General features: G+C 52.2%; 19 protein-coding genes. 14 read left to right on the top strand and 5 right to left on the bottom strand.

The features are described from left to right. Positions 1-68: 68 nt before the first annotated feature. On the bottom strand, positions 69-1,505 hold the full coding sequence (locus AC0VZ8_RS31110; RefSeq protein ID WP_475485362.1) for a VanW family protein: 1,437 nt from the start codon (positions 1,503-1,505) through the stop codon (positions 69-71). A gap of 206 nt (positions 1,506-1,711) precedes the next feature. On the opposite strand from AC0VZ8_RS31110, the gene ftsE reads away from it, so the two are divergent. The 5 genes from ftsE (at position 1,712) to AC0VZ8_RS31085 (ending at position 7,608) form a co-directional block, all read left to right on the top strand. Further along, positions 1,712-2,398, top strand: a complete 687-nt coding sequence (ftsE, locus tag AC0VZ8_RS31105) for a cell division ATP-binding protein FtsE (RefSeq protein ID WP_394059638.1) — start codon at positions 1,712-1,714, stop codon at positions 2,396-2,398. Then, a complete protein-coding gene (gene ftsX, locus AC0VZ8_RS31100) occupies positions 2,388-3,296 on the top strand; it encodes a permease-like cell division protein FtsX (RefSeq protein ID WP_071219773.1) in 909 nt (302 codons plus the stop codon). The genes ftsE and ftsX overlap by 11 nt, the downstream gene beginning before the upstream one ends. Positions 3,297-3,323: 27 nt before the next feature. Continuing rightward, a complete protein-coding gene (locus AC0VZ8_RS31095; protein ID WP_475485360.1) occupies positions 3,324-4,592 on the top strand; it encodes a murein hydrolase activator EnvC family protein in 1,269 nt (422 codons plus the stop codon). Positions 4,593-4,723: 131 nt separating this feature from the next. Beyond that, entirely contained in the window at positions 4,724-6,193 is a 1,470-nt protein-coding gene (locus tag AC0VZ8_RS31090) for a S41 family peptidase (protein WP_475485359.1), read from the top strand. Between the two features lie 92 nt (positions 6,194-6,285). Beyond that, on the top strand, positions 6,286-7,608 hold the full coding sequence (locus AC0VZ8_RS31085; protein WP_475485358.1) for a PDZ domain-containing protein: 1,323 nt from the start codon (positions 6,286-6,288) through the stop codon (positions 7,606-7,608). 72 nt (positions 7,609-7,680) lie between these two features. On the opposite strand, the gene AC0VZ8_RS31080 is transcribed toward AC0VZ8_RS31085, so the two are convergent. Together AC0VZ8_RS31080 and AC0VZ8_RS31075 are read right to left on the bottom strand one after the other, a co-directional pair. Next, the gene (locus AC0VZ8_RS31080) at positions 7,681-8,331 is read right to left on the bottom strand and encodes a response regulator (RefSeq protein WP_475485357.1); all 651 of its coding nucleotides are present in this window, start codon (positions 8,329-8,331) and stop codon (positions 7,681-7,683) included. Between the two features lie 48 nt (positions 8,332-8,379). Beyond that, positions 8,380-9,540: a sensor histidine kinase gene (locus tag AC0VZ8_RS31075; protein ID WP_475485356.1), complete on the bottom strand. Its 1,161-nt coding sequence runs from the start codon at positions 9,538-9,540 to the stop codon at positions 8,380-8,382. A 190-nt stretch (positions 9,541-9,730) separates the two neighbouring features. On the opposite strand from AC0VZ8_RS31075, the gene AC0VZ8_RS31070 reads away from it, so the two are divergent. The 3 genes from AC0VZ8_RS31070 to AC0VZ8_RS31060 are packed head-to-tail and all read left to right on the top strand — an operon-like array spanning position 9,731 to position 13,063. Continuing rightward, complete coding sequence (locus tag AC0VZ8_RS31070; RefSeq protein WP_475487790.1) at positions 9,731-10,678, top strand: ABC transporter ATP-binding protein; 948 nt, start codon at positions 9,731-9,733, stop codon at positions 10,676-10,678. A gap of 47 nt (positions 10,679-10,725) precedes the next feature. Then, positions 10,726-11,907: an ABC transporter permease gene (locus AC0VZ8_RS31065; protein ID WP_475485355.1), complete on the top strand. Its 1,182-nt coding sequence runs from the start codon at positions 10,726-10,728 to the stop codon at positions 11,905-11,907. After that, positions 11,900-13,063, top strand: a complete 1,164-nt coding sequence (locus tag AC0VZ8_RS31060; protein WP_475485354.1) for an ABC transporter permease — start codon at positions 11,900-11,902, stop codon at positions 13,061-13,063. Before AC0VZ8_RS31065 ends, AC0VZ8_RS31060 begins: the two co-directional genes overlap by 8 nt. Before the next feature lie 207 nt (positions 13,064-13,270). Here AC0VZ8_RS31060 and AC0VZ8_RS31055 read toward each other — a convergent pair whose 3' ends face one another. Together AC0VZ8_RS31055 and AC0VZ8_RS31050 are read right to left on the bottom strand one after the other, a co-directional pair. Continuing rightward, a complete protein-coding gene (locus tag AC0VZ8_RS31055; RefSeq protein ID WP_475485353.1) occupies positions 13,271-14,089 on the bottom strand; it encodes a flagellar motor protein MotB in 819 nt (272 codons plus the stop codon). Further along, complete coding sequence (locus tag AC0VZ8_RS31050; RefSeq protein ID WP_475485352.1) at positions 14,073-14,867, bottom strand: flagellar motor protein; 795 nt, start codon at positions 14,865-14,867, stop codon at positions 14,073-14,075. The genes AC0VZ8_RS31055 and AC0VZ8_RS31050 overlap by 17 nt, the downstream gene beginning before the upstream one ends. A 302-nt stretch (positions 14,868-15,169) precedes the next feature. Here AC0VZ8_RS31050 and uvrB point away from each other — a divergent pair, with 302 nt between their 5' ends. From uvrB to AC0VZ8_RS31020, 6 genes are all read left to right on the top strand, one after another. Continuing rightward, positions 15,170-17,161 carry an excinuclease ABC subunit UvrB gene (uvrB, locus tag AC0VZ8_RS31045; RefSeq protein WP_071219763.1) on the top strand — a complete coding sequence of 664 codons (1,992 nt, stop codon included), beginning with the start codon at positions 15,170-15,172 and terminating at the stop codon, positions 17,159-17,161. 102 nt (positions 17,162-17,263) lie between these two features. Then, a complete protein-coding gene (gene uvrA / locus AC0VZ8_RS31040; protein ID WP_260069275.1) occupies positions 17,264-20,131 on the top strand; it encodes an excinuclease ABC subunit UvrA in 2,868 nt (955 codons plus the stop codon). Between the two features lie 257 nt (positions 20,132-20,388). Beyond that, a complete protein-coding gene (locus AC0VZ8_RS31035) occupies positions 20,389-21,891 on the top strand; it encodes an S-layer homology domain-containing protein (protein WP_475485351.1) in 1,503 nt (500 codons plus the stop codon). A gap of 248 nt (positions 21,892-22,139) precedes the next feature. After that, the gene (locus AC0VZ8_RS31030) at positions 22,140-22,349 is read left to right on the top strand and encodes a hypothetical protein (protein ID WP_071219760.1); all 210 of its coding nucleotides are present in this window, start codon (positions 22,140-22,142) and stop codon (positions 22,347-22,349) included. Between the two features lie 250 nt (positions 22,350-22,599). Continuing rightward, on the top strand, positions 22,600-23,676 hold the full coding sequence (locus AC0VZ8_RS31025; RefSeq protein ID WP_260069273.1) for a S1C family serine protease: 1,077 nt from the start codon (positions 22,600-22,602) through the stop codon (positions 23,674-23,676). Further along, complete coding sequence (locus AC0VZ8_RS31020; protein ID WP_475485350.1) at positions 23,676-25,610, top strand: copper amine oxidase N-terminal domain-containing protein; 1,935 nt, start codon at positions 23,676-23,678, stop codon at positions 25,608-25,610. Before AC0VZ8_RS31025 ends, AC0VZ8_RS31020 begins: the two co-directional genes overlap by 1 nt. The last annotated feature ends 145 nt before the right edge of the window (positions 25,611-25,755 follow it).

Raw genomic sequence — 25,755 nt, 5'->3', positions numbered from 1 at the left:
CTCAAGGCTTTTGCCGCAGAACGGAATTGATAGAGTGGACGTCGATGTTTTCAACTTTATCTCCAGGTTTACGGTGCGCTGATACCGTCCTCCACCACTTCCTCCTTCGGTGTATCATTCGCTTCCGGCAGTTGGACCTCGCTTGTCGGATTGATGGCAACGATGCTGCTCTGGGGGCGATAGGTATCCTTGGATATTTTAATCTTCTCTTCAACCTTGCCGTTTACTTTCTTGGTTCGGTAGGTTTCAACCACATAGCCTGGCTTCCCGTTCTGAACCACCTGCTTGAGACCTGGCGGCAGCGAGTTATTGTGAATGACCTTCTCTGGCGAAGGCAAGGTTTCAACGGTGGTGGACACAAGCTCATATTCCGTATTTTCCGGAAAGGTGCCAAACATCTTCAGCGTTAAATTACCGTGCGATACTTCCGATAAAATAAGCAGATGCTTGCCTGTATTGTTACGGAAACGGAAATTGATCGCCCCTTCCGCGAAGGTGGCATCCTGCCCCTTGGGCAGGTAGCTGACCGGAAGGGAATGATTGCGCCTTTCGGTGATCTCCAGTCCGATCAGCAGGGCGGCATGATACACCGTGCTGGATACCTGGCAGATTCCGCCGCCGATTCCGGGGACCAGCTTGCCGTTCACGATGACAGGGGCTTCTTCAAAGCCGTATTCCTTTTTCGCGGTATCAATAATATGAGCATAATTGAATTCATCGCCGGGCTTTAGGATCATGCCGTCAACGGATTTGGCAGCGGCGGTCACGTTATGAACGCGTCCAGGCCCGCTGGATCCGAGACTGGTGGAGAATTCAACGATTTTGCGTTCAATCCCTTCATCCTGCAGCGATTTTACGGTAACGGAGGGCTTTTGACGGATGAGAGGCAGCGAAACCGTAATGATCTCTTCGGGATTCGGCTCGGTGAAGTGAGACTCATTCGGGAGCACAGCGCCAAACCCTTCATAGAATGCCGGCCAATCGATGCGGTATGCCGTTTTCTCCGGAGTGTACCGGACAACATCATCTTCGGATATGCTCCGTACCGCATTGACGGGTTCCCCGAAGCGTTCCTTTTGCCACTCTTCGCTCAGCCTCCCTTTTAACACATCGCGATCCCAGTCCGTGGATATATGCCATTCCAGCTGAAAGTTACGCCGGTATAGAACTTGATCCCATAGTGATCCTTCGGACAACCTGGCGATAGCCTCCTGAAAATCGGCTGCGTTGAATTGAACTCCGGCCTCTCGGAGAGTGAAGCTTTCCGTGTGTCCCTTAAGCGCGTCCGATTGCAGCTCCACCTTCAACGCTGTCATCGTCTGCAGCCGTTGATCCAGCTCCGACAGCACCTCGTCTGATGGTTTGCCGCCTACCTGCCAACCGGAGAGAACCACCCCCTTCGGGAGTTCCTTCTGGTTCACGTACATCGTCAATAGACCGAAGCCGACGGAGAGGAGAAGACCGAAACTGATGACAATGATGAGACCAAGATGAATTTTTTTCATTCGAAACCACCTTCTTAACTTCGTATTGGCCGCAGTTCATGCACTTGTTCATGTATATGTCACGGTGGGCTTAAACTTTCGGGTACTCAAAAGGTAACAAATTTGTTACAATAGACGATGTCGTGAGGATTTTTCATGGATTTTAAAGGAATTCGATGGAAACTGTCGAAAGTATAATGGCTAATTAAGGATTGGGAAGTGATGAAGTGATCGAAATGCAGGACGTATGGAAGACTTATCCGAACGGCGCTCATGCGCTTCAAGGAGTTTCCGTCAAAATCAATCGAAATGAATTCGTCTATGTTGTCGGACCGTCAGGTGCGGGCAAATCGACGTTTATGAAACTTATCTATAGAGAAGAAGTGCCTACCAAGGGGCAAATTTCCGTTAACGGATTTAATATCGGGAAGCTGAAGCAGCGCAAAATTCCCTATGTTCGCCGAAATATCGGGGTTATTTTTCAGGACTATCGTCTACTGCCCAAGCTGACTGCTTACGAAAATGTAGCTTTTGCCATGGAGGTTATCGAAGCGCCGCAGCGTCTCATCAAGAGACGGGTCATGGAGGTGCTGGAGCTGGTGGGCTTGAAAGCCAAGGCGAACCGCGAGCCTTCACAGCTCTCCGGCGGGGAGCAGCAGCGGATCGCAATCGCCAGAGCGATTGTGAACAACCCCTCCGTCATTATTGCGGACGAGCCTACAGGTAACCTGGATCCGGAAACCTCGTGGGGCATCATGCAGCTGCTGGATGAAATCAATTTCAGGGGAACCACCATCGTAATGGCTACCCACAACAGGGATATCGTGAACACCATGCGTAAACGCGTTCTTGCGATTGAGCACGGACAGATCGTCCGTGACCAGCAGAGAGGAGATTACGGGTATGAATTTTAGAACCTTCTTGCGGCACTTGCGGGAAGGGGCGAAGAGCGTTTTCCGGAACGGATGGATGTCGGTCGCATCCGTCACTTCCATCGTGGTGTCTTTGTTTATACTGGGCGTTTTCATGCTGTTAGTCATGAATGTGAACGCTTTAGCCGATAAAGCAGATAGCAATGTGCAAATCAATACGTACTTAAATCTCAACGTGGATGAGAAGCTGCGCGAGACCATTAAGGGTGAACTCGAGGCCATGCCGGAGGTCAGCGCCATCAAGTTCGTGTCCAAGGAAGAGGGCATGAAGGAGCTTGAGGAAAGCCTGGGCTCGGAATGGGTGGAAGGCTTCAGCGAGGCGGACCAGAATCCGCTTCCGGATGCATTCGAGGTTTCCGTTATTGAACCGACCACGGTCGGTTTTGTTGCCGACAAGATTACCGCCCTGAACAAGAAGTATACGGAGGAGCCGATCCTGCGTGTCAAGTATGGGGAAGGCACGGTAGAAACCCTGTTCAAGATTACGAAGACGGTGCGGAATATCGGCTTTATTTTCGTAGCGGGACTCGGCTTGATGTCCATGTTCCTGATCTCGAACACCATTCGGGTTACGATTTTGGCCCGTCGCCGCGAGATCGGCATTATGAAGCTTGTCGGCGCGACCAACAACTTCATTCGCTGGCCGTTCTTCGTGGAAGGCGCGATGATCGGCCTGATGGGCTCCATTGTGACGGTCACGCTGTTGTTTGTAGGCTACAACCGCCTGTACGCCGCATCGCAAACGGATTTGACGTTAGCCAAAAGTTTAATCCCTCTAGGAGATTTGTGGCTGCCGATCGGCACCATTGTTGTTGGGCTGGGCATTGTCATCGGCATCTGGGGAAGCACCATGTCGATACGTAAATTTTTGAAAGTATAAAACAAGGTAAAGGATGGGGAGCGAAACTTGAAGAAGATCGCCGCAGGAGTAGCAGCCTTATTACTGGCCACTGTTATGATCCAACCGACCGTCGGACAAGCCGAGAAGAAGACTTCAGCCGATGTAGATCGAGAGCTGAGAGTGCTTCAGGAGCAGGTCAAGAAAGCTCGGGCGCAGAAGAACAAAGCAGCGGAAAATAAACAAGAAGCTCAGCATTACAAGAAGAAAACAACGAAGAATCTGAAATATGTGTTGGAGCAGATCAGCATCGTCAGCAATGAATTGACCAAAATCTCCATGAAGATCGAGGAGACAGAGGATCTGCTGAGAAAAACGACCAAGGAACTTGAAGCGGCGGAGGAGCGCATCGCCTCCCGAGAGAAGCTGTTGGAATCCCGAATTCGCCTCATCTATATGGATGGTCAAGTATCGTATCTGGATGTGCTGCTCTCCTCGACCAGCTTCAGCGATTTTATTGAGCGTGCGGATTCCTTGAAGACGATCGTTAACCAGGACCAGGATTTGCTGGTGGAGCATAAGCAGGACAAGCTGCTGGTCATTGACAAGAAGAAGGAACTTGAAGGACAGTATGCAACCGCTAAGGATCTGTATGGCCAAATGGAGGACCGCAAGAGCATCCTGAACGAGAAGGAACAGGAGAAGCGCGTACTACTGGCCCAGTATGATCAGGAAATTGAGGATGCGGACATCTTGACCGAAGAGCAGGATAGAATGCTGGTTGCCCTGGCAAGCAAACGTTCGGATCTGCAGAAGGAAAAGAATAAGCTTGCGGCTGAGGAAGCTGCACGTAAAGCGGCGGCTGCCAAAGCGGCTGCGGCGAAAAGAGCCAAGGCGACTACCCTCGGCGGCAGTAAAGGCGGCGGGGGATATACGGGGAACGGCGGACCATTCGCCATTCCGGTCTCCGGGGCCAGACTGTCCTCCGGTTATGGGCCTCGGGTCCATCCGGTAACGGGTGAAGTCGGCAAGATGCACACAGGCCAGGATTTCGCCGCTCCGCAGGGAACTGAAATCCGCGCAGCCGAGAGCGGCACGGTCATTTTGGCCGAGTGGTGGAGCGGTTACGGAAACTGTGTTATTGTTGATCATGGGGGCGGCGTATGGACCTTGTATGGACATATCCGCAACGGCGGCATTAAAGTCAGTGAAGGCGACAAGGTGTCCAGAGGGCAGAAGATTGCCGAAGTAGGCTCCACGGGTCAGAGCACAGGACCGCATCTTCATTTTGAGGTTCGTGTCAATGGATCGCCGGTGAATCCTTCGCCTTATCTGTAACAAAATTTCAGGACTTATACCATATAACCTTCAGACCGCTGTATAAATATTCCCGGCAAGCCAATCATATACTAGGTGGACGGGATTCCCCGTGTGTGTAGCAGTTGAAACGTACAAAGGCGGTGAAGTACTTGCTGAAAAAACGAACGGCTGTCTTTCTGGTCATAGCTGCCATGCTATGCGGCGTGCTGTTAACGATGGCTTTGACCCAGCTGCCCGCTCCCAGCCAGACTGGAGACGGTGAGGGGCTGCTGGCCAGTATAGCGAACAGGAATGGGCTGGAGCAGTCTGAAGCGAAAAAACTGGGGACAGCAATTGACCTCATCGAAAGCAATTATTACAAGGATATCGATCGGTCGAAACTGATCGACGGCGCCATCAATGGGATGATGGAAGCGCTGGAGGATCCATATTCCAACTATATGGGAAAAGAAACGGCAGCTCAGTTTGAAGAGAGCATCGAGGGCTCCTTCTCGGGGATTGGCGCGGAGGTGTCCTCTGTAGATGGCAGTGTGGTCGTTGTGTCTCCGATCAAGGGATCTCCCGCGGATAAAGCCGGCATTCGGGCGAAGGACACCATCCTTTCAGTCAATGGCGAATCCTTGCAAGGCCTTGAGCTGAACGCGGCCGTCAACAAGATTCGCGGTCCGAAGGGCTCCAAGGCCGTTCTTCAGATCAAGCGTGCTGGCTCCGAGCAGCCGATCGAGTATGTTATCGTTCGTGATGACGTCGATCTGGAAACCGTATCGGCACGGATGGAGAAGGGCGGAATCGGCGTTATTGAGATCTCCCAATTCTCGCTGAATACAGGCGAACGCTTTAAGGAAGAACTCGAGAAGCTGGAAAGCCAGGGCATGAAGGGACTGCTGATCGACGTCCGGAACAATCCAGGCGGCGTGCTGTCCGTTGTCATTGACATTGCAGAGCAGTTCGTACCTAAAGGCGAGTTGATCGTTCAGGTAGAGGATAAGAATAAGAAGCGGGAGAAGCATCCTTCGAACGGTGAGGCGAAATCCTATCCGATTACGGTGCTGATGAACAAGGGCAGCGCCAGCGCTTCCGAAATTTTGGCGGGCGCACTGCAGCAATCGGCGGGAGCTACCTTGATGGGTGAGCATTCCTTCGGTAAAGGAACCGTGCAAACGAGCTTTGATAAGCAGTTTGGCGATGGAAGCCTGCTCAAGGTAACGATTGCCAAATGGTTGACACCAAACGGTACCTGGATCCATGAAAAGGGAATTGAGCCGGATATTCAGGTGTCACAGCCGGAATACTTTACCGTTGCACCAATCGATAAGAAGAAAACCTATACGTACGACACCAATAGCACGGATGTGAAGAACGCGCAGATCATGCTTGAAGCCGTTGGCTATAAGACTGGGCGTGCCGATGGCTATTTCGACCGGAACACGGAGAAGGCGATCAAGAGCTTCCAGAGCAAGCACAAGCTGAAAGCGGACGGTATCCTTAACGGTGCCACAGCCGAGGCGTTGGAAGCCGCATTGATCGAGAAGATTCAGGATCCGAAAGAGGATAATCAAATGAATCGCGGAATTGCCGAGGTTCGGAAGGAAATCGCCGCTCAGGCGTCGAACAAGTAAGAAGGCTGAACGTTAGCCTTCTTTTTTTCTTTTAAGTATTAGAAAGTATAAGCTTTGAAGCGTCTTGAAGCTGAAAGGAGCGTGGCAAGCTGTTGGAGACATTGAAACAACTGCTTTTGTATGGGATAGATGCAGGCATACAACTGCTGACGCAGCCCTTTTATTATATTTCGATTTTGTTTGTGATGCTGTTTTACCGAAGGCAGGTGCTGGTGGAGCGTAAGCTGTTCCATGTGAAGCTGCATTCCTGGGGGTTGCAGACATGGCGAACGTTTCTGGGCGGGCTGCTGGCAGGAATCGGCGTGTCCATCGTTGTGGCCTTCCTCGGGATATCCTTAAGCCTGGAAGCCATTATATGCATATGGGTGACTTCCCTGATCCTGATGCTCTTTCATATCCGGTACTTATGCTTTGCTTATTCCATCGGCCTTCTTGGGATCATTCAGTTTGGATTAAGCTGGTTTCCGAATTGGCAGCCGGATGGCTGGATCAGTCAAGTAACCAAAACGATTGTTGGATTGGACATTCCCGCGCTGCTGGCTTTATCCGCCGTCCTGCATTTTGCCGAAGCCTTGCTTGTCAGGATACAGGGTTCGGGTTTTGCTACACCGTTGTTCCTTGAGGGGAAGCGTGGCAAGCTCGTTGGCGGCTATCATATGCAGAGTTTCTGGCCATTGCCCTTGTTCCTCCTTGTTCCGGCGGTAAGCGGAGGCAGCGTACTGCCCTGGACGCCATTCTTCGGCGGTGATGCCTGGAGCACAGGCTTTACCATGATGGCGCTCCCGGTCGTGATTGGCTTCGGGGAAATGACGCAGAGCATGCTCCCGCAGGAGAAGGCAGGAATCACATCGAAGCGGCTCATTTTCTATGGAGCGATTGTGCTGGCATTGAGCCTGCTTGCCGAGTGGTGGACACCGCTTACTATCGTGGCTGCACTAGCGGCATTACTGCTGCACGAGGGCTTGGTGTGGTACAGCCGTTATGAAGAGCAGCAGCGCAGTCCGATCTTTGTGCATCCGATTCGTGGACTACGCGTCCTCGCGGTGCTTCCGAATAGTCCGGCAAGCGAACTGGGCATTCTGGCCGGAGAGACGATTCTGAAGGTGAACGGTAAACTGATTCATAGTAAGGAACAGCTGCATAGCGCCCTTCGTCAGAATTCGGCCTTCTGTAAGCTGGAGGTTCAGAATCATCAAGGGGAGAGCAAGTTCCTGCAGCGTGCGATTTACGCGGGGGATCATCATCAGCTGGGAGCTATCGTGGCGCCTGATCCGAGAGATGGTATAGCGGTGAGATTGAAGCCGGTAAGCTTGATCACGCTGCTGGCGAATAAACTTCATATTCGCAGCAAGCGGAGTTCTTCCGGCAGCACAACGACCGGCGGTTCCGAAGAAACAGGTTTCCATTCTTCATGATACTGGAAGCGGGCCTTTGTCCTATATCGGACAGTGACCCGCTTTTTTGGTTGCAAAATGCTGTATATGGAGTTAGCCCTGCACTTTTTTTAAATAAAAAATGGCGATTTGCGTTCGGTCCCGAAGATTGAGCTTTCCCAAGATTTCGGTGACATAGTTTTTGACGGTACCTTCACTTAAATAAAGCTGTCCGGCAATTTCCTTATTGGACAGACCTTCCGCAATAAGGACGACAACCTTTTTCTCGGTCGGGGTCAGTCCGAATTGTTCCAGCTCAGCAGATTTAGGGGCGGGCTGCGCCGTTGGACGAAGCATGCCGGTCAGCTTGCGCGCGATATCGGGATGAATCAGCATGTTTCCGTCATTCACTGTTTTAATCCCCTGGATGATCCGGTCCGGCGGAATGTTCTTCAGCAGATAACCGCTGGCCCCGTTCCGCAGAGCTTCGACAATATATTCATCATCATCGAAGGTGGTCAGCATAAGCACTCGTACATCCGAGTGACGTTCACGAATCCGCCGCGTTCCCTCTACGCCGTCACATACCGGCATGCGAATGTCCATGAGCACGACATCGACAGGAAGTCCCTCCTCCAACAAAGCCAGCGCTTCCTCTCCGTGCTCTGCGACAGCCGATACTGCGATATCCGGGTCCATCCCCACCAGCAGTTTCAAGCTTTCCCGAATGAACGGATCATCATCTACAATTAAAACAGATATCATGGATGTCCACGACCTTTTCGATAAAATAAGATACTGCGTCTTGTTAAATTACATAATTTCACGCTTCCGGTAGACAGGCAGCCGGGTGATGACGGTAAAAGGCACGGTTCTCCGTACCTCCAGCGTTCCACCCACCACTTGGGTTCGTTCGAGCATGCCACTCATTCCGATACCTTGACGGTTCGGTGAAGCTTCGTCGCCTGCCGGGTTGTGGACTGCACCGTCGTTGGAAACCTCCATCCGGACGTCCTGTTCCCCGTAATGCAGGATGATCTGGACCCGTTTAGCCTCGCCATGGCGGATGGCGTTCGTGATAGCTTCACGGGCATTTTTGTATAACACCACCTGTTGACTGGGATAGAGCGGATAGGGAAAACCCTGTAATATAAGCTCGGTCTCGATCCCGGTCTGCCTGCCTGTCTCCTCCAGGAGCCGATCGAGGGAATAGTCGTCTGTAATCCGCCGGACCGGATTCATCTGTTTCACGGCCGTTCGCATCTGCTCCATGCTCTCTCCCAGCTGGTCACGGATTTGACGGAGCATATCCATGCCGCGCGCGGAATCATGCGGAACGGTGAGGAGGGCTGCTTCCATCATCATTTTAACGCGAATCAGCCGGTGGCCGATGTCGTCATGCAGCTGGCGGGAGATCCGGTTGCGCTCCTCTGCCTGCGCCGCACTCTCTACCTGATGAGCGAATTGCAGCAATTGTCTGCCGGCCTCGTCCTGCTGGAAATGCAGTCTTTTCAGCTCGTCGTATAACTGAATATGATCCGCTTCCTTCTGCTTCATTTCATGGATGTGGTTGAACGTTACCGTCATGAACAGAAACAACAGATTGGCGGTCGTCAACAGCAGCGCATCGTAATCGATAATAGCCATGTTGAGCAGCAGGAGGTGACCGAACGCCGCCCATAGCCTGCCTGGCCGCTCGAACAAGGGCAAATAAACACATAGGGTGGAGATGGATAGGAACACCATCATGAAGCCGTATTGATGGCATAGCCACAGAGATAGTGAAATTTCCAGCAGAGCGGCTGCCTTCAGATAAGTAGGCGATGGCAAAAAGCGGCTTAGCACCGAAATCGCCAGAAACAGCAATATGTACACCATGTATGCCCCGTAATCATCGAGCTGCTGCAAAAAGATGTCCGCGGCGGCCGGAAGGAGAATGAAGCCATACCTTAGATAGGTGAGTGGGGATGTCACGTGCGATCAAACCCTTTTCCTTAGTGAAATCAAACCGTTCAAACCATTGGCATCATTATATCACATGGATGTTTTCAGTAAGGAGATGACTTTCGTCACCCTATAAAGTGACTTCTTCTACCTTAAAAATCCGGCGATTCCAGATAGAATAAAAATCAACAAATGGATACGAGAGATTTGAGAAATGGAGATGGTGAAGATGGCGGTCTTTCTGCAGATGAAGGATGTCGTGAAACGATATGGAAACAAGCTGTCGGTGGATCATATGAACCTGGAAGTGAACGAAGGGGAAATCTTTGGGCTTCTGGGACCGAATGGGGCGGGCAAAAGCACGTCCATCAATATGATCTGTGGACTCCTTCCCAAGGATCAGGGCAGCATCAAGGTGGACGGCATCTCGATTGAAGAGCAGCCGCTGGAAGTGAAGCGGAGAATCGGGTTGGTGCCGCAGGATCTGGCTCTGTACGAAGAGATGTCGGCTTGGGACAATGTTGCTTTTTTTGCAAAATTATACGGACTGCGCGGCCATCTTCTGAAGGAACGAGTGGAAGAGGCGCTGGAGTTTGTCGGCCTGCAGGATCGGGCGAAGGAAAAGCCGTCCACCTTCTCCGGGGGGATGAAACGAAGACTGAATATTGCATGCTCGATCACGCACCGTCCGAAGCTGATCATTATGGATGAGCCTACGGTAGGGATTGATCCACAGTCCCGGAATCATATCCTGGAATCCGTGAAGACGCTGAACCGCATGGGCTCTACCGTTATTTATACTAGTCATTACATGGAGGAAGTTGCTGCGATCAGTGATCGGGTGGCCATTATGGATCAAGGCCATGTTATCGCCTGCGGGACGCAGCAGGAGCTTCGGGCACGCGTTGCGCATGAGGAAAAAATCATTCTTACTGCCGATGGGGTCACACCGGAAATGGTGGAGGAGCTAACCATTCACCCGCGCGTTCGGCGCGTCACGCAGAATGATAATGAGATCGAAGTTTATGTCCCGTCAGCTCAGGATGAGCTGCAGGATATTTTGTTCATCTGCAGTAAACACCATACGACGCTTCGCTCCCTGCAGTGCGAGGAGCCGGGGCTTGAAACGCTGTTTCTCAGCTTGACCGGGCGCACGCTTCGCGATTGATCATAAGGGACACGTGCAGAGGAATCCATGAAGGAGGAATACCGAAGATGAATACGATGATTATCGCCTGGTTTGAGCTGAAGCGGATGGCTACCAGCCGAACGGTGCTGATCAACCAGTTTTTGCTGCCGCTCATCCTTATTTTTATATTGGGAAACGCGCTCTCGGGCTGGTTCGGCAACGATCAGGAATTTAAACAGCCATCGGTCAGAGTGGGATTTGTGTTGGATGCTGCGGATGGAGGCCAGTTGCCGGGGAGTATTCAGGCTCTAACCGGCTCGCCGGAGATCCAGGAGATTCTCGTTCATGAGATGGCAGCCAGCCGTGAAGAGGTTGAAGGAAAGCAGCGCAGGGGCGAGGTCGATTACGCGGTGGTGATCCCCGCATCCTTTGATGAACGGATGGGCCAGGGGGCGGACGTGAAGCTTGAATTGCTGCCCGGAAGAGACCGTAATCTCAACCTGGTAGCAGACACGATCTTTAAGACCTTTATCGCAGATGCCAATCACAAACAGGCTGAGGTTATCGTTATGGGCGGAGATCAAGTTCTTGCGGCTCAAGCGGCAGCATCTGTGGAAACCTCGTCTGGCCCGAACGTAACCATCGGGAAACTGGGCGAGAAAGGAGCCACATATTCAGCAGCCCAATACTACGCTGCCTCCATGCTGATTATGTTTCTGTTGTATTCGGGTCTGATGGCAAGCAGCAGCCTGCTGGGAGAGCGGGAAAGCAGGACCCTGTATCGCCTGCAAAGCGCACCCGTCACCCCCGGAACCGTATTTGCCGGTAAAATTATCGGCTGCAGTCTGATCACGCTTGTACAGGCAGCAGCCATTGTGCTTGGTTCCATGTGGCTGTACGGCGTGAAATGGGGGCCCCACCCCCTGCTGCTTATCGTTGTCTGCGTATTAATCACATTATCGTCCATGACCATTGCCACGTTTATCACCCTGGTCTCCTCAACGGCGGCAGGAGCCAGGGGGCTGATGCAGGCGATTATTATCGCCATGACATTTGTGAGCGGGGGATTCATGCCGCTTCCCGTGGAGTTTTTCCAAAAGATCGCTTCCTTCACCGTCAACCATTGGGCCATGCAGAGCATGCTGCGGATGATGCTGAACAGCGACGTGCACTTGATCGTCACCTGCCTCGGCATGCTGGCGGCGATTACCGCAGCTCTGTCAGCTGCAGCCATGATTACGTACAGAAAGGTGGGATACCATGCATAGCCTAACCATTGCCTGGCATATGGTGCGACGCACGCTGGGGCGAAAAAGAGGCTGGATCGTCTACCTGCTGGTTCCTTGCGTGGTCGTTACCTTGACGGTGTTTCTCTTGGGGCAGACCTCGGCTGCAAGCATCCTGGTCTCATATGTGAATGAAGATGAAGGCCCGGCAGGTCAGTATCTGATGAATGAGCTGGAGCGCAGCGGCCAATACGTACTCAAGGAGTCCGAATCCGAGAATACGCTGAGAGAAGACTTGGTGGAGAATAAAAGCACCGTAGGCGTTTATATACCGGAGGGCTTCAGCGATGGGTTGATTGAAGGACAGCAGCCGCTGGTTCAGATATACGAGGTCTCAACTTCGGAGGCTTCGGTGATGATACGAATGACGGCAGACTCTGCGGTCACACGTCTGAGCGGCACAGCTGCTTTGATCCGGGTAACCTCGGAGCCGGATGTTGACCGAATGCTGATGCTGCAAGATGTGCTCAAGCAATCCGCAATGAATCGGGTGGATACGGAGGTCACGGATTTGAATCTGTACGCCAAGCCAGGCCTATCCAACGTAACGGGTTTTACCCTGATGTTCATGATGACCCTCATCTCCAGCGTGGTCTCGATGATGATCGATGACCGCAGGCAGCGAACGCTGTCCCGCATGTACACGGCACCAGTGCGTGCCTATCAGATTGCTTTAGGCAATTTTCTGGGCAGCTTGGTGGTCGGCTCGCTGCAGGTGATCATCGTGCTTGTGCTGAGCCGGTATGTGCTCCGTTACGATTACGGAGTTCCTTTATTACTGCACTTCCTTATTCTGATGGCCTTTATGCTGGTATCGTTAGGCGTGGCAAGCACGGTGGCCGGGTTGATCCGGAACGGGCAGAATGCGGCCATGATCAATTCCATGATCGTCACGCCGACCTGTATGCTGGGCGGGTGCTTCTGGCCGCTTGCCATCATGCCGGAGTTCATGCAGAAAATCGCCAACTTCATCCCGCAAAAATGGGCCATTGAGGCGGTTGAGATAGCGGCCACCGGTGGCACCTTATCCGATATCGCCCTGCCGCTGGCCGTTCTCGGCTTGATGGCGATCATTCTGCTTGCCGTCGGTTCTGCTATCCTGCGGCCAAGCGAGAGCGGAGTTGGGCACGGCGCATAAACGGGTATGCTGGATACCGCATGGCTCTTAGGAAAGTTGTCAGTGATCGAATCATTTTTTTGAAAAAAAACGAAAGCGCCCGGCCAGATCTGAATGCATGTCCATTCAGTCTGCCGGGCGCTTATTTACTATAGGTGACGATGGGATAAGGGTTTTCGTGAGGCAAGGCAGGGCAGGGAGGCGGGTTTTGCCGCATGACGCCTCTTCCTACTCCTTAAGCTGTCGTAGAACGGTAATTTCAACCCGCCGATTCTTCTGCTTGCCTTCGGCAGTCGCATTATCCGCGGCTGGTCTTGTATCGGCATAGCCTGCGTATTGGAAGCCTTCCGGGTCCAGCTTGCTGTTATCGAGGAAGAACCGCAGCACCGACATCGCCCGGGCACCGGAGAGCTCCCAGTTGTCCTTGTAGCTGGAGTGGCGGCCGATCGGCACATTGTCCGTATGCCCCTCGATGCTCACCGTGGTGTTTAAATCGCTGAACAGGCTGGCTAATTTGCCCAGAACCGGAGCGGCTCCGGGTTTAAGCTCGGCCTTGCCGACATCGAACAGGAAGCGGTCGCTCAGCGTAATGGCAATCCCTTGCGGCTCGTCCGCGATGAAGATATCCTCTTCGAGCTGGTTGTCCTTCACGTATTGCTGAATGAGCCCCATAAAATTCGCCAGCTCCTCCTCCTGGGCACGGAAAGCGAGCTCCCGCTCGGTTAGCGGTTCCGCCGCCGTATCCTTATCCTCGTTGCCCTCCTCTTCGGCAGCAGGCTTCGGCGGAGGATTCTTATGGTTCTCCGTATCGGCTGTGCCGCTAATGCCGGAGCCCATCTCCAGGATGCTGTCTCCGCTCTGGAAGGTGGCCTGCAGGGATTGGGTGACGAGTTTGTATTTTTCCGTATCGAGCCGGCTCATGGCATACATCACCACAAAAAAGATCAGGAGCAGCGTAATCAGGTCGGCATAGGTGATCATCCAGCGTTCGCGCTGGTCGCCTTCCGCCTGCTTGCGATGACGGCGCCGTCTATTCGGCTGTCTCATGCGCGATCCCCCTTGAGGACGGAATGTCCGTGGTGCCTGCGGAAGCGAAGGAGGCTAGCTTTTTACGAACCAACAGCGGGTGTTCTCCGTTCTGAACAGCCATAATTCCTTCGAGCAGCAGCTCCATATTTGCAATTTCTTCTTCGGAACGTGCTTTAATCTTCGACGCAATGGGCAAAAAGATAATATTGGCACTCGCGACACCGTATAAAGTGGCGGTAAACGCGACTGCGATCGAAGGTCCGAGACCGGTTGGGTCTTGCAGACTGCCCAGCACGTGGATCAATCCCATGACGGTACCGATGATCCCCATGGTAGGAGCATATCCCCCGGCGGACTCGAAAATTTTGGCATATCCTTCGTGCTTCTGCTCGGCGGCATTGATATCGAGCTCCAGGATTTGACGAACCATTTCCGGGTCGTTGCCGTCCACGACCATCTGCATGCCTTCCCGCAGGAACGGGTCCTCGTGATCGGCCGAGATGCGCTCCAGCGCCAGCACCCCGTCTCTTCTGGCTGTAACCGACATATTGACAATGGCGTCAATCAGCTCGTCCGACGAACGGTTGCTGCGACCGAAGGCCAGCTTGAGGGCAGCCGGGATGGTACGGAGCCGGGTAGCGGGGAAACTGACGATGACGGCGGCGATGGTGCCGCCGAATACGATAAGCGCCGCCGCACCTTGCAGCAGGCCGCTCAGATGCCCGCCTTCCCATAAAAACCCTCCGATCAACGCGGCCAAGCCGGCGAGAATGCCAAGAATAATCGTAATATCCATAACGCTGTATCATCTCCTTAAGGAAGTTAATTAACAATCATCGGTTCGCCTCAAGCTTGTCCAACATGGATTCCGGAGCAGCCGGACGGAAGGAAGCTGAGGCTTGGAACATTCGTGCTGGAACTTATTAAAATTTAATTAAACTGTTTGCATCAAAAAAACGTAAAGGGTATAATGAGACGGGAACAAATATTCTTATTCCTTACGTAGACACCACTAATTTCCCATAGTATATCATCGGGAAGTTTCGACATATCTTTTAGCATGAATTTCATTTTAGAGTATGAGGGTGATGAAGGGCAATGAGCGATTTAGTTGTCAGTACCAAATCCTTTGAGATCCAGTCTGAATTCCAGCCGCAGGGCGATCAGCCCACGGCTATTGATGCGTTGGTCGAAGGACTCCGCCAAGGGAAAAAACATCAGACGCTGCTAGGTGCAACAGGAACGGGGAAGACGTTTACGATCGCGCAGACAATCGCCAAAGTAAACCGTCCCACACTCGTTATTGCGCATAACAAGACGCTGGCTGCACAGCTGGCCAGTGAGTTTAAGGAATTCTTCCCGAACAACTCCGTGGATTATTTTGTGAGTTATTACGATTACTATCAGCCGGAAGCTTATATCCCTTCCTCCGATACGTATATCGAGAAGGACTCCAGCATTAATGAAGAGATTGATAAGCTCCGCCACTCTGCAACGAGTTCGCTGTTTGAACGGCGCGATGTCATCATTGTGGCGAGCGTATCTTGCATATATGGCTTGGGTTCGCCGCATGAATACGGCGAAATGCTGCTATCGCTCCGGGTAGGCATGGAGAAGCCGCGGAATGAGATTTTGTCGCGGCTGGTTGATATCCAGTATCAGCGGAACGATATCAACTTCGTTCGCGGTACCTTCCGCGTTCGCGGGGATGTCATCGAGATTTTTCCTGCCTCGAAGGGGGAACAGGCCGTTCGCGTCGAGCTGTTCGGAGACGAGATCGAGCGGATCACGGAGATCGACGTCTTGACGGGCGAACTGGTTGGAGAACGCGAGCATATCGCCATTTTCCCGGCGTCTCACTTCGTTACCCGTGAAGAGACGATGCGGGTCGCGCTCGTGAACATTGAACGCGAATTGGAAGAACGCCTTGAACTGCTGCGCTCGGAAGGCAAGCTGCTGGAAGCGCAGCGCTTGGAGCAGCGTACCCGTTACGACATCGAGATGATGAAGGAAGTCGGATTCTGCTCCGGCATCGAGAACTACTCCGGCCCTCTGACCTTCCGGGAGCCTGGTGCTACGCCATATACGCTCCTTGACTACTTCCCGGACGATATGCTGTTTGTCATTGATGAATCGCACGTTACGCTCCCGCAAATCCGCGCGATGTATAACGGTGACCGGGCACGGAAAACCGTGCTGGTCGATCACGGCTTCCGCCTGCCATCCGCGCTGGATAACCGGCCGCTGAAGTTCGAGGAGTTCGAGGAGAAAGTGAACCAGATCATCTACGTGTCGGCCACGCCGGGACCGTATGAGATGGAGCACTGCGATACGATGGTTGAACAGATCATCCGGCCGACAGGCCTGCTTGATCCGATCATCGATGTGCGTCCGACTGAAGGGCAGATCGATGACCTGATTAGCGAGATCCATGACCGGGTGGAACGTGACGAGCGTGTGCTCGTGACGACCCTGACGAAGAAAATGTCAGAGGATCTGACCGATTATCTGAAGGAAATTGGAATCAAGGTTCGTTACATGCACTCCGATATCAAGACGTTGGAACGGATGCAGATTCTGCGCGATCTGCGGCTTGGTACATTCCACGTGCTGGTGGGTATTAACCTTCTACGGGAGGGTCTTGACCTTCCGGAGGTTTCCTTGGTAGCGATTCTGGATGCGGACAAGGAAGGCTTCCTCCGTTCGGACCGCTCGCTCATTCAGACGATCGGCCGGGCAGCCCGGAACTCGGAAGGTAAAGTTATCATGTACGGCGATAAGATCACCGATTCGATGGATCGGGCGATCAAGGAAACCGAGCGCCGCCGCAGCATCCAGGTTGCCTACAACGAGAAGCACGGCATAACGCCGCAAACGATCCGCAAGAAGATCCGCGATGTCATCGAAGCAACCAAGGTTGCGGAGGGCAAGGCGGATTATCTGGTGGGCGAAGGACAGAAGATGTCGAAGAAAGATCGTCAGAAACTGATCCAGCGTCTCGAGGCCGAAATGAAGGAAGCAGCGAAGAATTTGCAGTTCGAGCGTGCGGCCGAGCTTCGTGATGCGCTGCTGGAGCTGCAAGCCGAATAAATTTGGAGAGATGAATGACAGGGGGGACGGCCTAAGTGGTCGTTCTCTTTGTGAAAATATAAGCACCACATGCATGCCATATGGAGTAGGAGATGATATCGTTTGGCAAGTGAAAATATTGTGATCAAAGGCGCACGTGCACACAATCTGAAAAATATCGACGTCACGATACCGCGTGACAAGTTCGTCGTTCTTACGGGGCTTAGCGGCTCGGGCAAATCCTCTCTCGCATTCGATACGATTTATGCCGAGGGTCAGCGACGTTACGTGGAATCCTTGTCCGCTTATGCACGCCAGTTCCTCGGACAGATGGAGAAACCGGATGTCGATTCCATTGAAGGCCTATCGCCGGCGATATCAATTGACCAGAAAACGACGAGCCGCAACCCGCGCTCTACGGTAGGTACCGTAACGGAAATCTATGATTATCTGCGTCTGCTGTTTGCCCGGGTGGGACACCCGCACTGTCCGGAGCATGGCGTGGAGATTACCTCCCAGACGGTCGAGCAAATGGTAGACCGCATAATGCAGTATCCCGAGAAGACGAGACTGCAAATTCTCGCGCCTGTCATTTCCGGGCGCAAGGGCGAGCATAAGAATCTGTTTGCCGATATTGCGAAACAGGGCTTCGTTCGGGTGCGCGTCGATGGAGAGCTGCGCGATCTGTCGGAAAGCATTGAACTGGAGAAGAACAAAAAGCATACGATCGAGGTGGTTGTGGACCGGATCGTAGTTAAGGAAGATATAGAGGCACGTCTGGCCGATTCGATCGAGACGGCACTGAACCTGTCAGGCGGTCAGCTCCTGGTTGATATCATGGGTCAGGAGGAGCTGCGGTTCAGCTCCAACTTTGCTTGCCCGATCTGCGGCTTCAGCATGGAAGAACTGACGCCGAGGATGTTCTCCTTCAATACTCCATTCGGCGCTTGTCCGGATTGCGACGGACTTGGCGTCGAGATGATTGTGGATCCGGAGCTGCTTGTACCGGATACGAGCAAAAGCGTGGAGGAAGGCGCCTTTGCTGCATGGAGCGGGGGCACGTCGACTTATTATCCGCAGTTTCTCAAATCGGTCTGCGCGCATTTCGGCATTCCGCTGGACAAGCCGGTCAGTACCTTTAGTCAGGAACAGATGAATAAACTGTTGTACGGCACGGGCAATGAGAAGGTTCACTTCCGTTATGAGAATGACTTCGGTCAGCGCAAGGAAGCGCATGTGACCTTCGAGGGCATCATTCCGAATCTGGAACGTCGCTATCGCGATACCAGTTCCGAGGGTATTCGCGAATACATCGAAGGATATATGAGCAGCAAGCCATGCGATGTTTGTAAAGGTCATCGTCTCCGGAAGGAAAGCCTGGCGGTTACGATCAATGACCGCAACATGGCCTATGTCACCAGCCTGTCGATCGGAGAATCCCTGAAATTCTTCGATCACCTGGAGCTTAGCGAGAAAGAAAAGCAGATTGCCAATCTCATTCTGAAGGAGATTCACAGCCGTTTGGGCTTCCTGGTCAATGTAGGCCTGGATTACCTGACTCTCAGTCGTTCGGCGGGAACGCTGTCGGGTGGGGAAGCGCAGCGGATCCGGTTAGCTACGCAGATCGGCTCCAGCCTGATGGGCGTTCTTTACATTCTGGACGAGCCCAGCATCGGGCTGCATCAGCGGGATAATGACCGCCTGATTTCGACGCTGGAGCATATGCGGAATCTGGGCAATACGCTCATTGTGGTCGAGCATGACGAAGACACCATGATGGCCGCGGACTATATCATCGACATCGGCCCAGGCGCAGGCATTCATGGCGGCCAGGTCATCGCGGAGGGAACCCCGAAGGAGATTATGAACGACCCTAACTCTCTGACGGGCCAGTACCTGAGCGGCCGCAAGTTCATTCCGGTCAGCAGCAAGCGCCGCAAGACCGATGGACGCTGGCTCGAGATTAAAGGTGCGAAAGAGAACAATTTGAAGAATATCAACGTGAAAATTCCGATTGGCGTCTTTACGGCGGTAACCGGTGTGTCCGGTTCAGGCAAGTCGACACTGGTCAACGAGATCCTCTACAAGACGCTCGCTCGTGACTTGAACAGAGCCAAAGTCCGTCCGGGGCAATACCGCGAGATGAAGGGTCTGGAACATATCGAGAAGGTCATTGACATCGACCAGTCACCGATTGGACGTACACCACGCTCCAACCCGGCGACTTACACGGGCGTCTTCGACGATATCCGGGATATCTATTCCCAGACGAATGAAGCGAAGATTCGTGGATACAAGAAGGGCCGCTTCAGCTTTAACGTGAAGGGCGGTCGCTGCGAGGCCTGCCGTGGAGACGGCATTATCAAGATTGAGATGCACTTCCTGCCGGATATCTACGTGCCTTGCGAAGTGTGTAAGGGCAAGCGTTACAACCGCGAAACGCTGGAAGTTAAATATAAAGGCAAGAATATCGCTGAAGTACTGGAGATGACCGTAGAGAATGCAACGGATTTCTTCCAGAACATTCCGAAGATTCACCGGAAGATGCAGACGCTGATGGATGTCGGTCTGGGTTATATTACTTTAGGTCAGCCTGCCACCACGCTGTCCGGTGGTGAAGCCCAGCGCGTGAAGCTGGCTTCCGAGCTGTATCGCCGCAGCACAGGCAAAACGATGTATATTCTGGATGAACCGACCACCGGCCTGCATGTGGACGATATCGACCGTTTGCTCGTTGTCCTTCATCGCCTGGTGGAATCCGGGGAATCCGTCCTTGTCATTGAGCACAATCTGGATGTCATTAAGACAGCAGACTATCTAATCGACCTGGGTCCGGAAGGCGGCAGCGGCGGTGGTACCATTATCGCTACCGGAACGCCTGAGGATTTGGTGAAGGTACCCGAGTCTTATACAGGGAAGTACCTGAAGCCAATCCTGGAACGCGATACGAAGCGAACTAAGGAATTGCACAAGGTGGAAGCGGCACGTTAATAGCTGCTCCCTTGCTTCTGCAAGGGAGACCGCATGAATTGGCAGTGTCTTAGACGAATCTGTCCCATGCTGGAAGTGAACTGTGAAGCACACACCTTATTGCATTTCATATTCAGCAGATGAACAAGGTTAGCGTAATAATGGAGTCCCCCGTGCATGAATGGGGGCTCTTTTTTTATTTTCATATCATCCTCCAATATCTTCGCATTCCAGGATATGGTATGATCTTGATGATTGCGAAAAATTGGAGGGATTGTATGAAGAGGATCACCTGTTCCGTTCTGATAGCTCTGGCAGCAAGTGCTTTATACATAAACTCATCCGATAGCGTTCAAGCAGATGATGGTATACCCATACCCGTCTCAGATAGGGGGCGCTTCGATTCACAGGAAGTCATTCACAGGTTAACCGAAGGAGAACTCCAGCCTGCTGACGGTAGAGCGGATCTCCATTCGAAAGTGGGCATCAGCCGGCAGGATTTTGTCATAATGATTGTCAATGCTCTAAACCTGAGCGCGGCTGAACCGCCGGAAGTGGCTACCTTCAAGGATGTACCTAACGATCACTATGCTTTCTCCGCCATCGAAGGTGCGGTTCATGCAGGGCTGGTGAAAGGGGTAGGGAACGGTAGGTTTGGAGTTGGACAATCGCTGACACGTCAGGATATGGCTGTGCTGTATCAAAGAGCTCTGCAAGGGATTACTGATAATGAAAACTCGGACGAGGAAGCCAAGCAGCTGGAGTTATATGAGGGCTCCTTCAGCCCTTATGCTAGGGAAGCTATCGAACTGGCCATGGAGTTAGGCCTCTTTCAGGAATCCGCGGCCGATGCTTGGAATCCCAAGGGCATCGTTACTCAGGAAGAAGCGGCTTTGCTTACCGTGAAGTGGTTGAAAGCCGTGGAGCACATCAGCTCCAATACTGCGGAGGATGAGGTAGAGACACTACCAGAAAGTTCTCACCCGGTCATCCATGGTATCGTAACCTCATCATCGGGATCAACATCCACAACGCCTTCCGTTCCCGGAACAGCACAGTCCCATGCGGGGACAGAGAACTTGGCATCTCAGCCGGATTTGCCGACAACGGCACCAACTGCTCCGACGGATCTGAAGTTCCGATATGAGAAGGGGCAGATTCAATTAACCTGGACAGAGCGGCAAGGGGAAACCTACAATATCTATTTCAGCGAGAAGTCCGGGACGGGTTATACATTATTGTCAGACGGAGCGAATGTGGAGACAGGCAGTTACGCAACATCCGATGTGCGTTTTCAGGAGACGGCTTACTATGTGGTCGAGGCAGTGAACAGTTTCGGCAAGAGTGGTTATTCTAACGAAGTTTCGAGCCGTCCGAATAAAATATCCGGTCTTCAGGCCATCCTAAATGAGGAAGATGAATCCATTGGTTTAACCTGGACAGATGTGCAGGAAGGCGTAATCTATCATGTATACTACATAGGACCTGACGGAGTACTGTATCGTTTGAATGAGGAACCGTTAGTGAGCCGTGCATATCTTATTCCGAACCGTAATATGTTAGTAGGTCCGTCCGGCCGGTATGCGATCCATGTCGTTGCTGTGAACGAATTAAATGTAAGCAGCGAATCGTCCAATGAGGTTGCGCTGGAGGTCAAGAAGGACCCAGAGGATCGGATTACGATCACAGATCCTTCCGTCGCGCTGCCAAGTGAAGACTTGGAGGAGGAAACGGCAACAGAGCAGGTATCGACTCCTGAGGAGTATGAGGCACAGGAGTGAATGTTTTCCTGTTCGGAGTACTTGGATATACGAAGCAGCCTATGCCTGAATCCATTACGCAAGCTTGATTTAACCTCTGCCGTGATGAAAGTCATGCTAATATCTGAAAATTTGGTTAAAAATGAGAAAATTCTATGACTTTTTTTGATTTTTAGGGGCGGAGGGCTTGCATCTGGACGGGCACATGGATAACATAGAAGAAGATATGTAAATTTGCCCGAGAAGAAACCCACGAGGAGGTACGTTTCATGATCCTTGCAGCAGCATCGGATGCGAGCGCGACATTTAAGACATTTGATATTTTCATGATCCTGTTTACGATTCTGATCTTTGTTGGTGTGGTTCGCTTGTTGATGGCCCGCCAAAAAAATAAATTCGCAATCGCTTTCGGTCTCGTCAGCTTATTTGTGTTCTTGTACTCTGACTATGCCATGATTACAGGATGGTTTAACAATTAGGTTGTCTTAAGTACCTTATTTAAAGCGGCTTCATATGACGAATGTAATGAAATACATACAAACAAGACGCCCGTCTGCTGTTCGCAGTGTGGAGGCGTCTTTTTGTTTCTTCGGGGAAAAGTTACACGGTCCGCAGGAAAACCGTAAAAGAAATAGGTCTAGAAGCAATGGCTACAAATGGAAAAACATGATAAATTGAGGAGTACAGGTTGGTTGGGTAGAGGATGGAACCGGGGGAGGAACAAAAGAATTGAAGAATATACAATGGCAAAAACGATCGACGGCTTTACTGCTGGGGGCCATCATTATGGCAGGAAGCGGGAATGCGGTTATGCATACAGACGTTGCGGCTGCAGCAAGCGCTAAGCCCAAGAGTACATATGAACAACATGCGGTGCCTCAGGTTATCAGCCGGATGTCGCCATCGGTTGTTGGCATTATCGGAAAGGCAGCACAAGGAAGCAGCGAAGTGGATGACAGATACAACCTGGCGCACGGTACGGGGGTGATCTGGAAGTCAGACGGCTGGATTGTTACGAACGCTCATGTAGTGGACGGGCTTACCGGAATCACGGTCGTGACGTCAGACGGCAAATCCTATAAAGCCAAGGGCGTATACAGCGATCCTATGAGTGATATTGCCTTAGTCAAAATAAACGCCAAGTCTCTGAAGCCGGCCAAATTTGCCGCATCCGCGCAAAATGCGCTGGTTGGAGAAACGGTGGTTGCCATTGGTACGCCAATCTCTTTCTCGTTACGAAACTCGGCATCCGTAGGTGTGGTAAGCGGCCTGAACCGGAGCGTCGACGGCTCTTATCGCCTGATTCAAACCGATACCGCCATTAACCCGGGCAACAGCGGAGGGCCGCTTGTCAATCTGAAAGGCGAGGTCATTGGCATCAACAGCAAGAAGTTTGCCGCCGTTGGCATTGAAAATATGGGCTTTTCCATTCCTGCGGAAACGGTTCATTATATTGTGGATCATTTATTGGAATACGGCGAGGTTCGAAGAGCCAGCCTTGGGTTGGAACTGGAAGAAAGCTGGTCCGCCATTGTGGGTCTGCCTTCAGACGATCCATTGACCGTTACGAAGGTGCTGTCCGAGCAAGCCCGAAAAGCTGGAATCCAAGAAGATGACGTGTTATATGCAATTAACGGAAAGCGCATCTATTCCGTCGTGGATATCAACGAACGGTTAAAGCCCTTCATCCCAGGCCAGCAGGTTCAGCTGCTGATGCAGCGGGATGGAGATATTGTAAATGTAAAACTGACGCTCAGCCAGGATGGTAATCAAGCTGCTTCGTCAAGCGTTGGGGAGGCCGAGTAATGGTGAAGAGAGTAAGAACGGAGTCAAGCCAGCGTTTGCGGCAGATGACAGCTGGTACCTTATCGGCTTTGATGCTATTCACGTCATTATCCCTTCCCGTATGGGGAGATGACGTTGTGCCGGAGAAGCGTATCCTGACCGTGCAAAGCGGCAGCAGCTCAGCTTCGGTCAATGGCACCTCCTATACGATTGCCAAGCCGCAGCTGAAGCAGGGCGTATTGATGGTGCCGCTGGGCGTGTTTAAAAAAGCGTTTGGCAGCGAGATCAAGCTGGAGGGCGAGAACCGGGTTCGACTGCTGCAAGGACCGCATACGGTTGTGCTCGTTATCGACAACAAGACTGCCTGGATTGATGGGAAAAAGGTACAGCTGCCGGTAGAACCGACGATGGTGTCCGGAACGCTGATGGTACCGCTGCGTCCGGTTGCCGCGGGGATTGGCGCCAAGGTAAGCTCCTCCCAAGGCAAGCTGTCCATCAGCCTCATGGTCACGGATAAGGAAGAGAAGCATGACGAGGGCGAAATCAACAATACGACTGGGAAGACTCGAATCGGAAATAGCTACTATGAATGGAGTATGAATTATCCTTCCTGGATGATCGTTGGGAGAGGAACGGACGACGAGAGCGGTGCGGCTTTCAACGATGCTACGGGCCGCTATTATCTTGAGGTTCATGCCTCCTCCCAGAAAGTAAAGCTGAGTCCGGACGATCTGTTAGAACGGCTCCTGAAAGAACTGAACGATTCCGGAGATGTTGTGCTTCACCAAGAGACGGTCGCAAGCGGAGCTGTGCCGTATGCCAGAGTCATTTCCCGCGATATCGACGGCGTCCTATGGGAAGGCCGGCAGTATTATGCCAATGACCGCGTCTATGAGCTGTATTTTGCCGATGCGGAAGCGGTTCACTATAAGGATATGGACAAACATGCGAGCTTGCTGGGTTCTTTCAGAACGACCTACCAGGCGGGAGACAAATCATTAAAAGACGTCTCTTCCATCGTCGGTGGGCTCCGCGAAGCTGGGAATGAGGAATACGGCATATGGTTTGGCATTCCTGCAGGCTGGGAAATCAACAATAAGGATATGTTATACGGCAGCGAAGGAGAAGGTTATCTGTCCGTCTCGGTGACATCCGTACCGACAGGGGTTGAGGGCACGCTCGCAGCTTGGGGGCAGCGGCTTAAAGACTGGCTGTCGGAATCCTTCGTCCAAGATTCATACGAATACGTGGGACTTACGCCGGTGGAGATCTCGGGCGTCAAAGGGCAGATTCAAGAGGTTCGGTACAACTTCGGAGATAAATGGGTGACGGAATATGAAGTGATGATCCAGAAGAACGGCTACCGTTATTATCTGGAATATGCGGTACCGGATGGCCAAGAGAAGACGGCTGCCAACTGGAAGAAGGTGCTGGATTCGATCGAGATCGATTATGATGTGGTACCTGAGAACTTCGGCCGCATTGGCGAAGAAGGCTACCTGACCGATAAAACCAAGATGCGGAGCAAAAACTCCGAAACGTACCGCTATCATATCGACATTCCAAAGTACTGGGAACCGCTGAATGATCAGTTCGAGCAGGGAACGGTCGAATATGGATTTGCCGGAGGCGGGTTTGAAATTAATGCTCAGAAGGATACATCCGCAGACTTCATCGTCAGCAACCTGAAGCGTTATTATAATGAAGCCAGCACGGCTTCAGGGACGACGGTGAAATTGCTTGGCGAGGATAAGATCACGTTTGCCGGTGTGCCTGCCGTGTTGTTCAAGGTGCATCAGGTGAAGAACGGCGTTGGCTTTACCACCCAGGAGATTGTCTTTGAAAGCGGAAATATCGCGTACACGATTACGACAACGTTGAATGATGCTAATGCTACGGACATGCAGCAAGCCGCTTTGGAGCGTGCGCTATCCTCGTTTGAGCTGGTGAAGTAGTCCGAAGGATGGAATATAAAACGCATATCACATTTTAGTGGGCAATCATATTTTTGATAACGCGGATAGCTGTCCTGCTGCATCCATAGGGGTGCCGGCAGGCAGCTATTTTGGTTTATAGAGGTTGTTCAAAACCTTCTCGGTG

It is taken from the genome of Paenibacillus sp. QJM3NY_38, assembly GCF_056173265.1.
The sequence above is the reverse complement of the archived record's forward strand: the minus strand, read 5'-3'. Positions and strand labels throughout refer to the sequence as shown.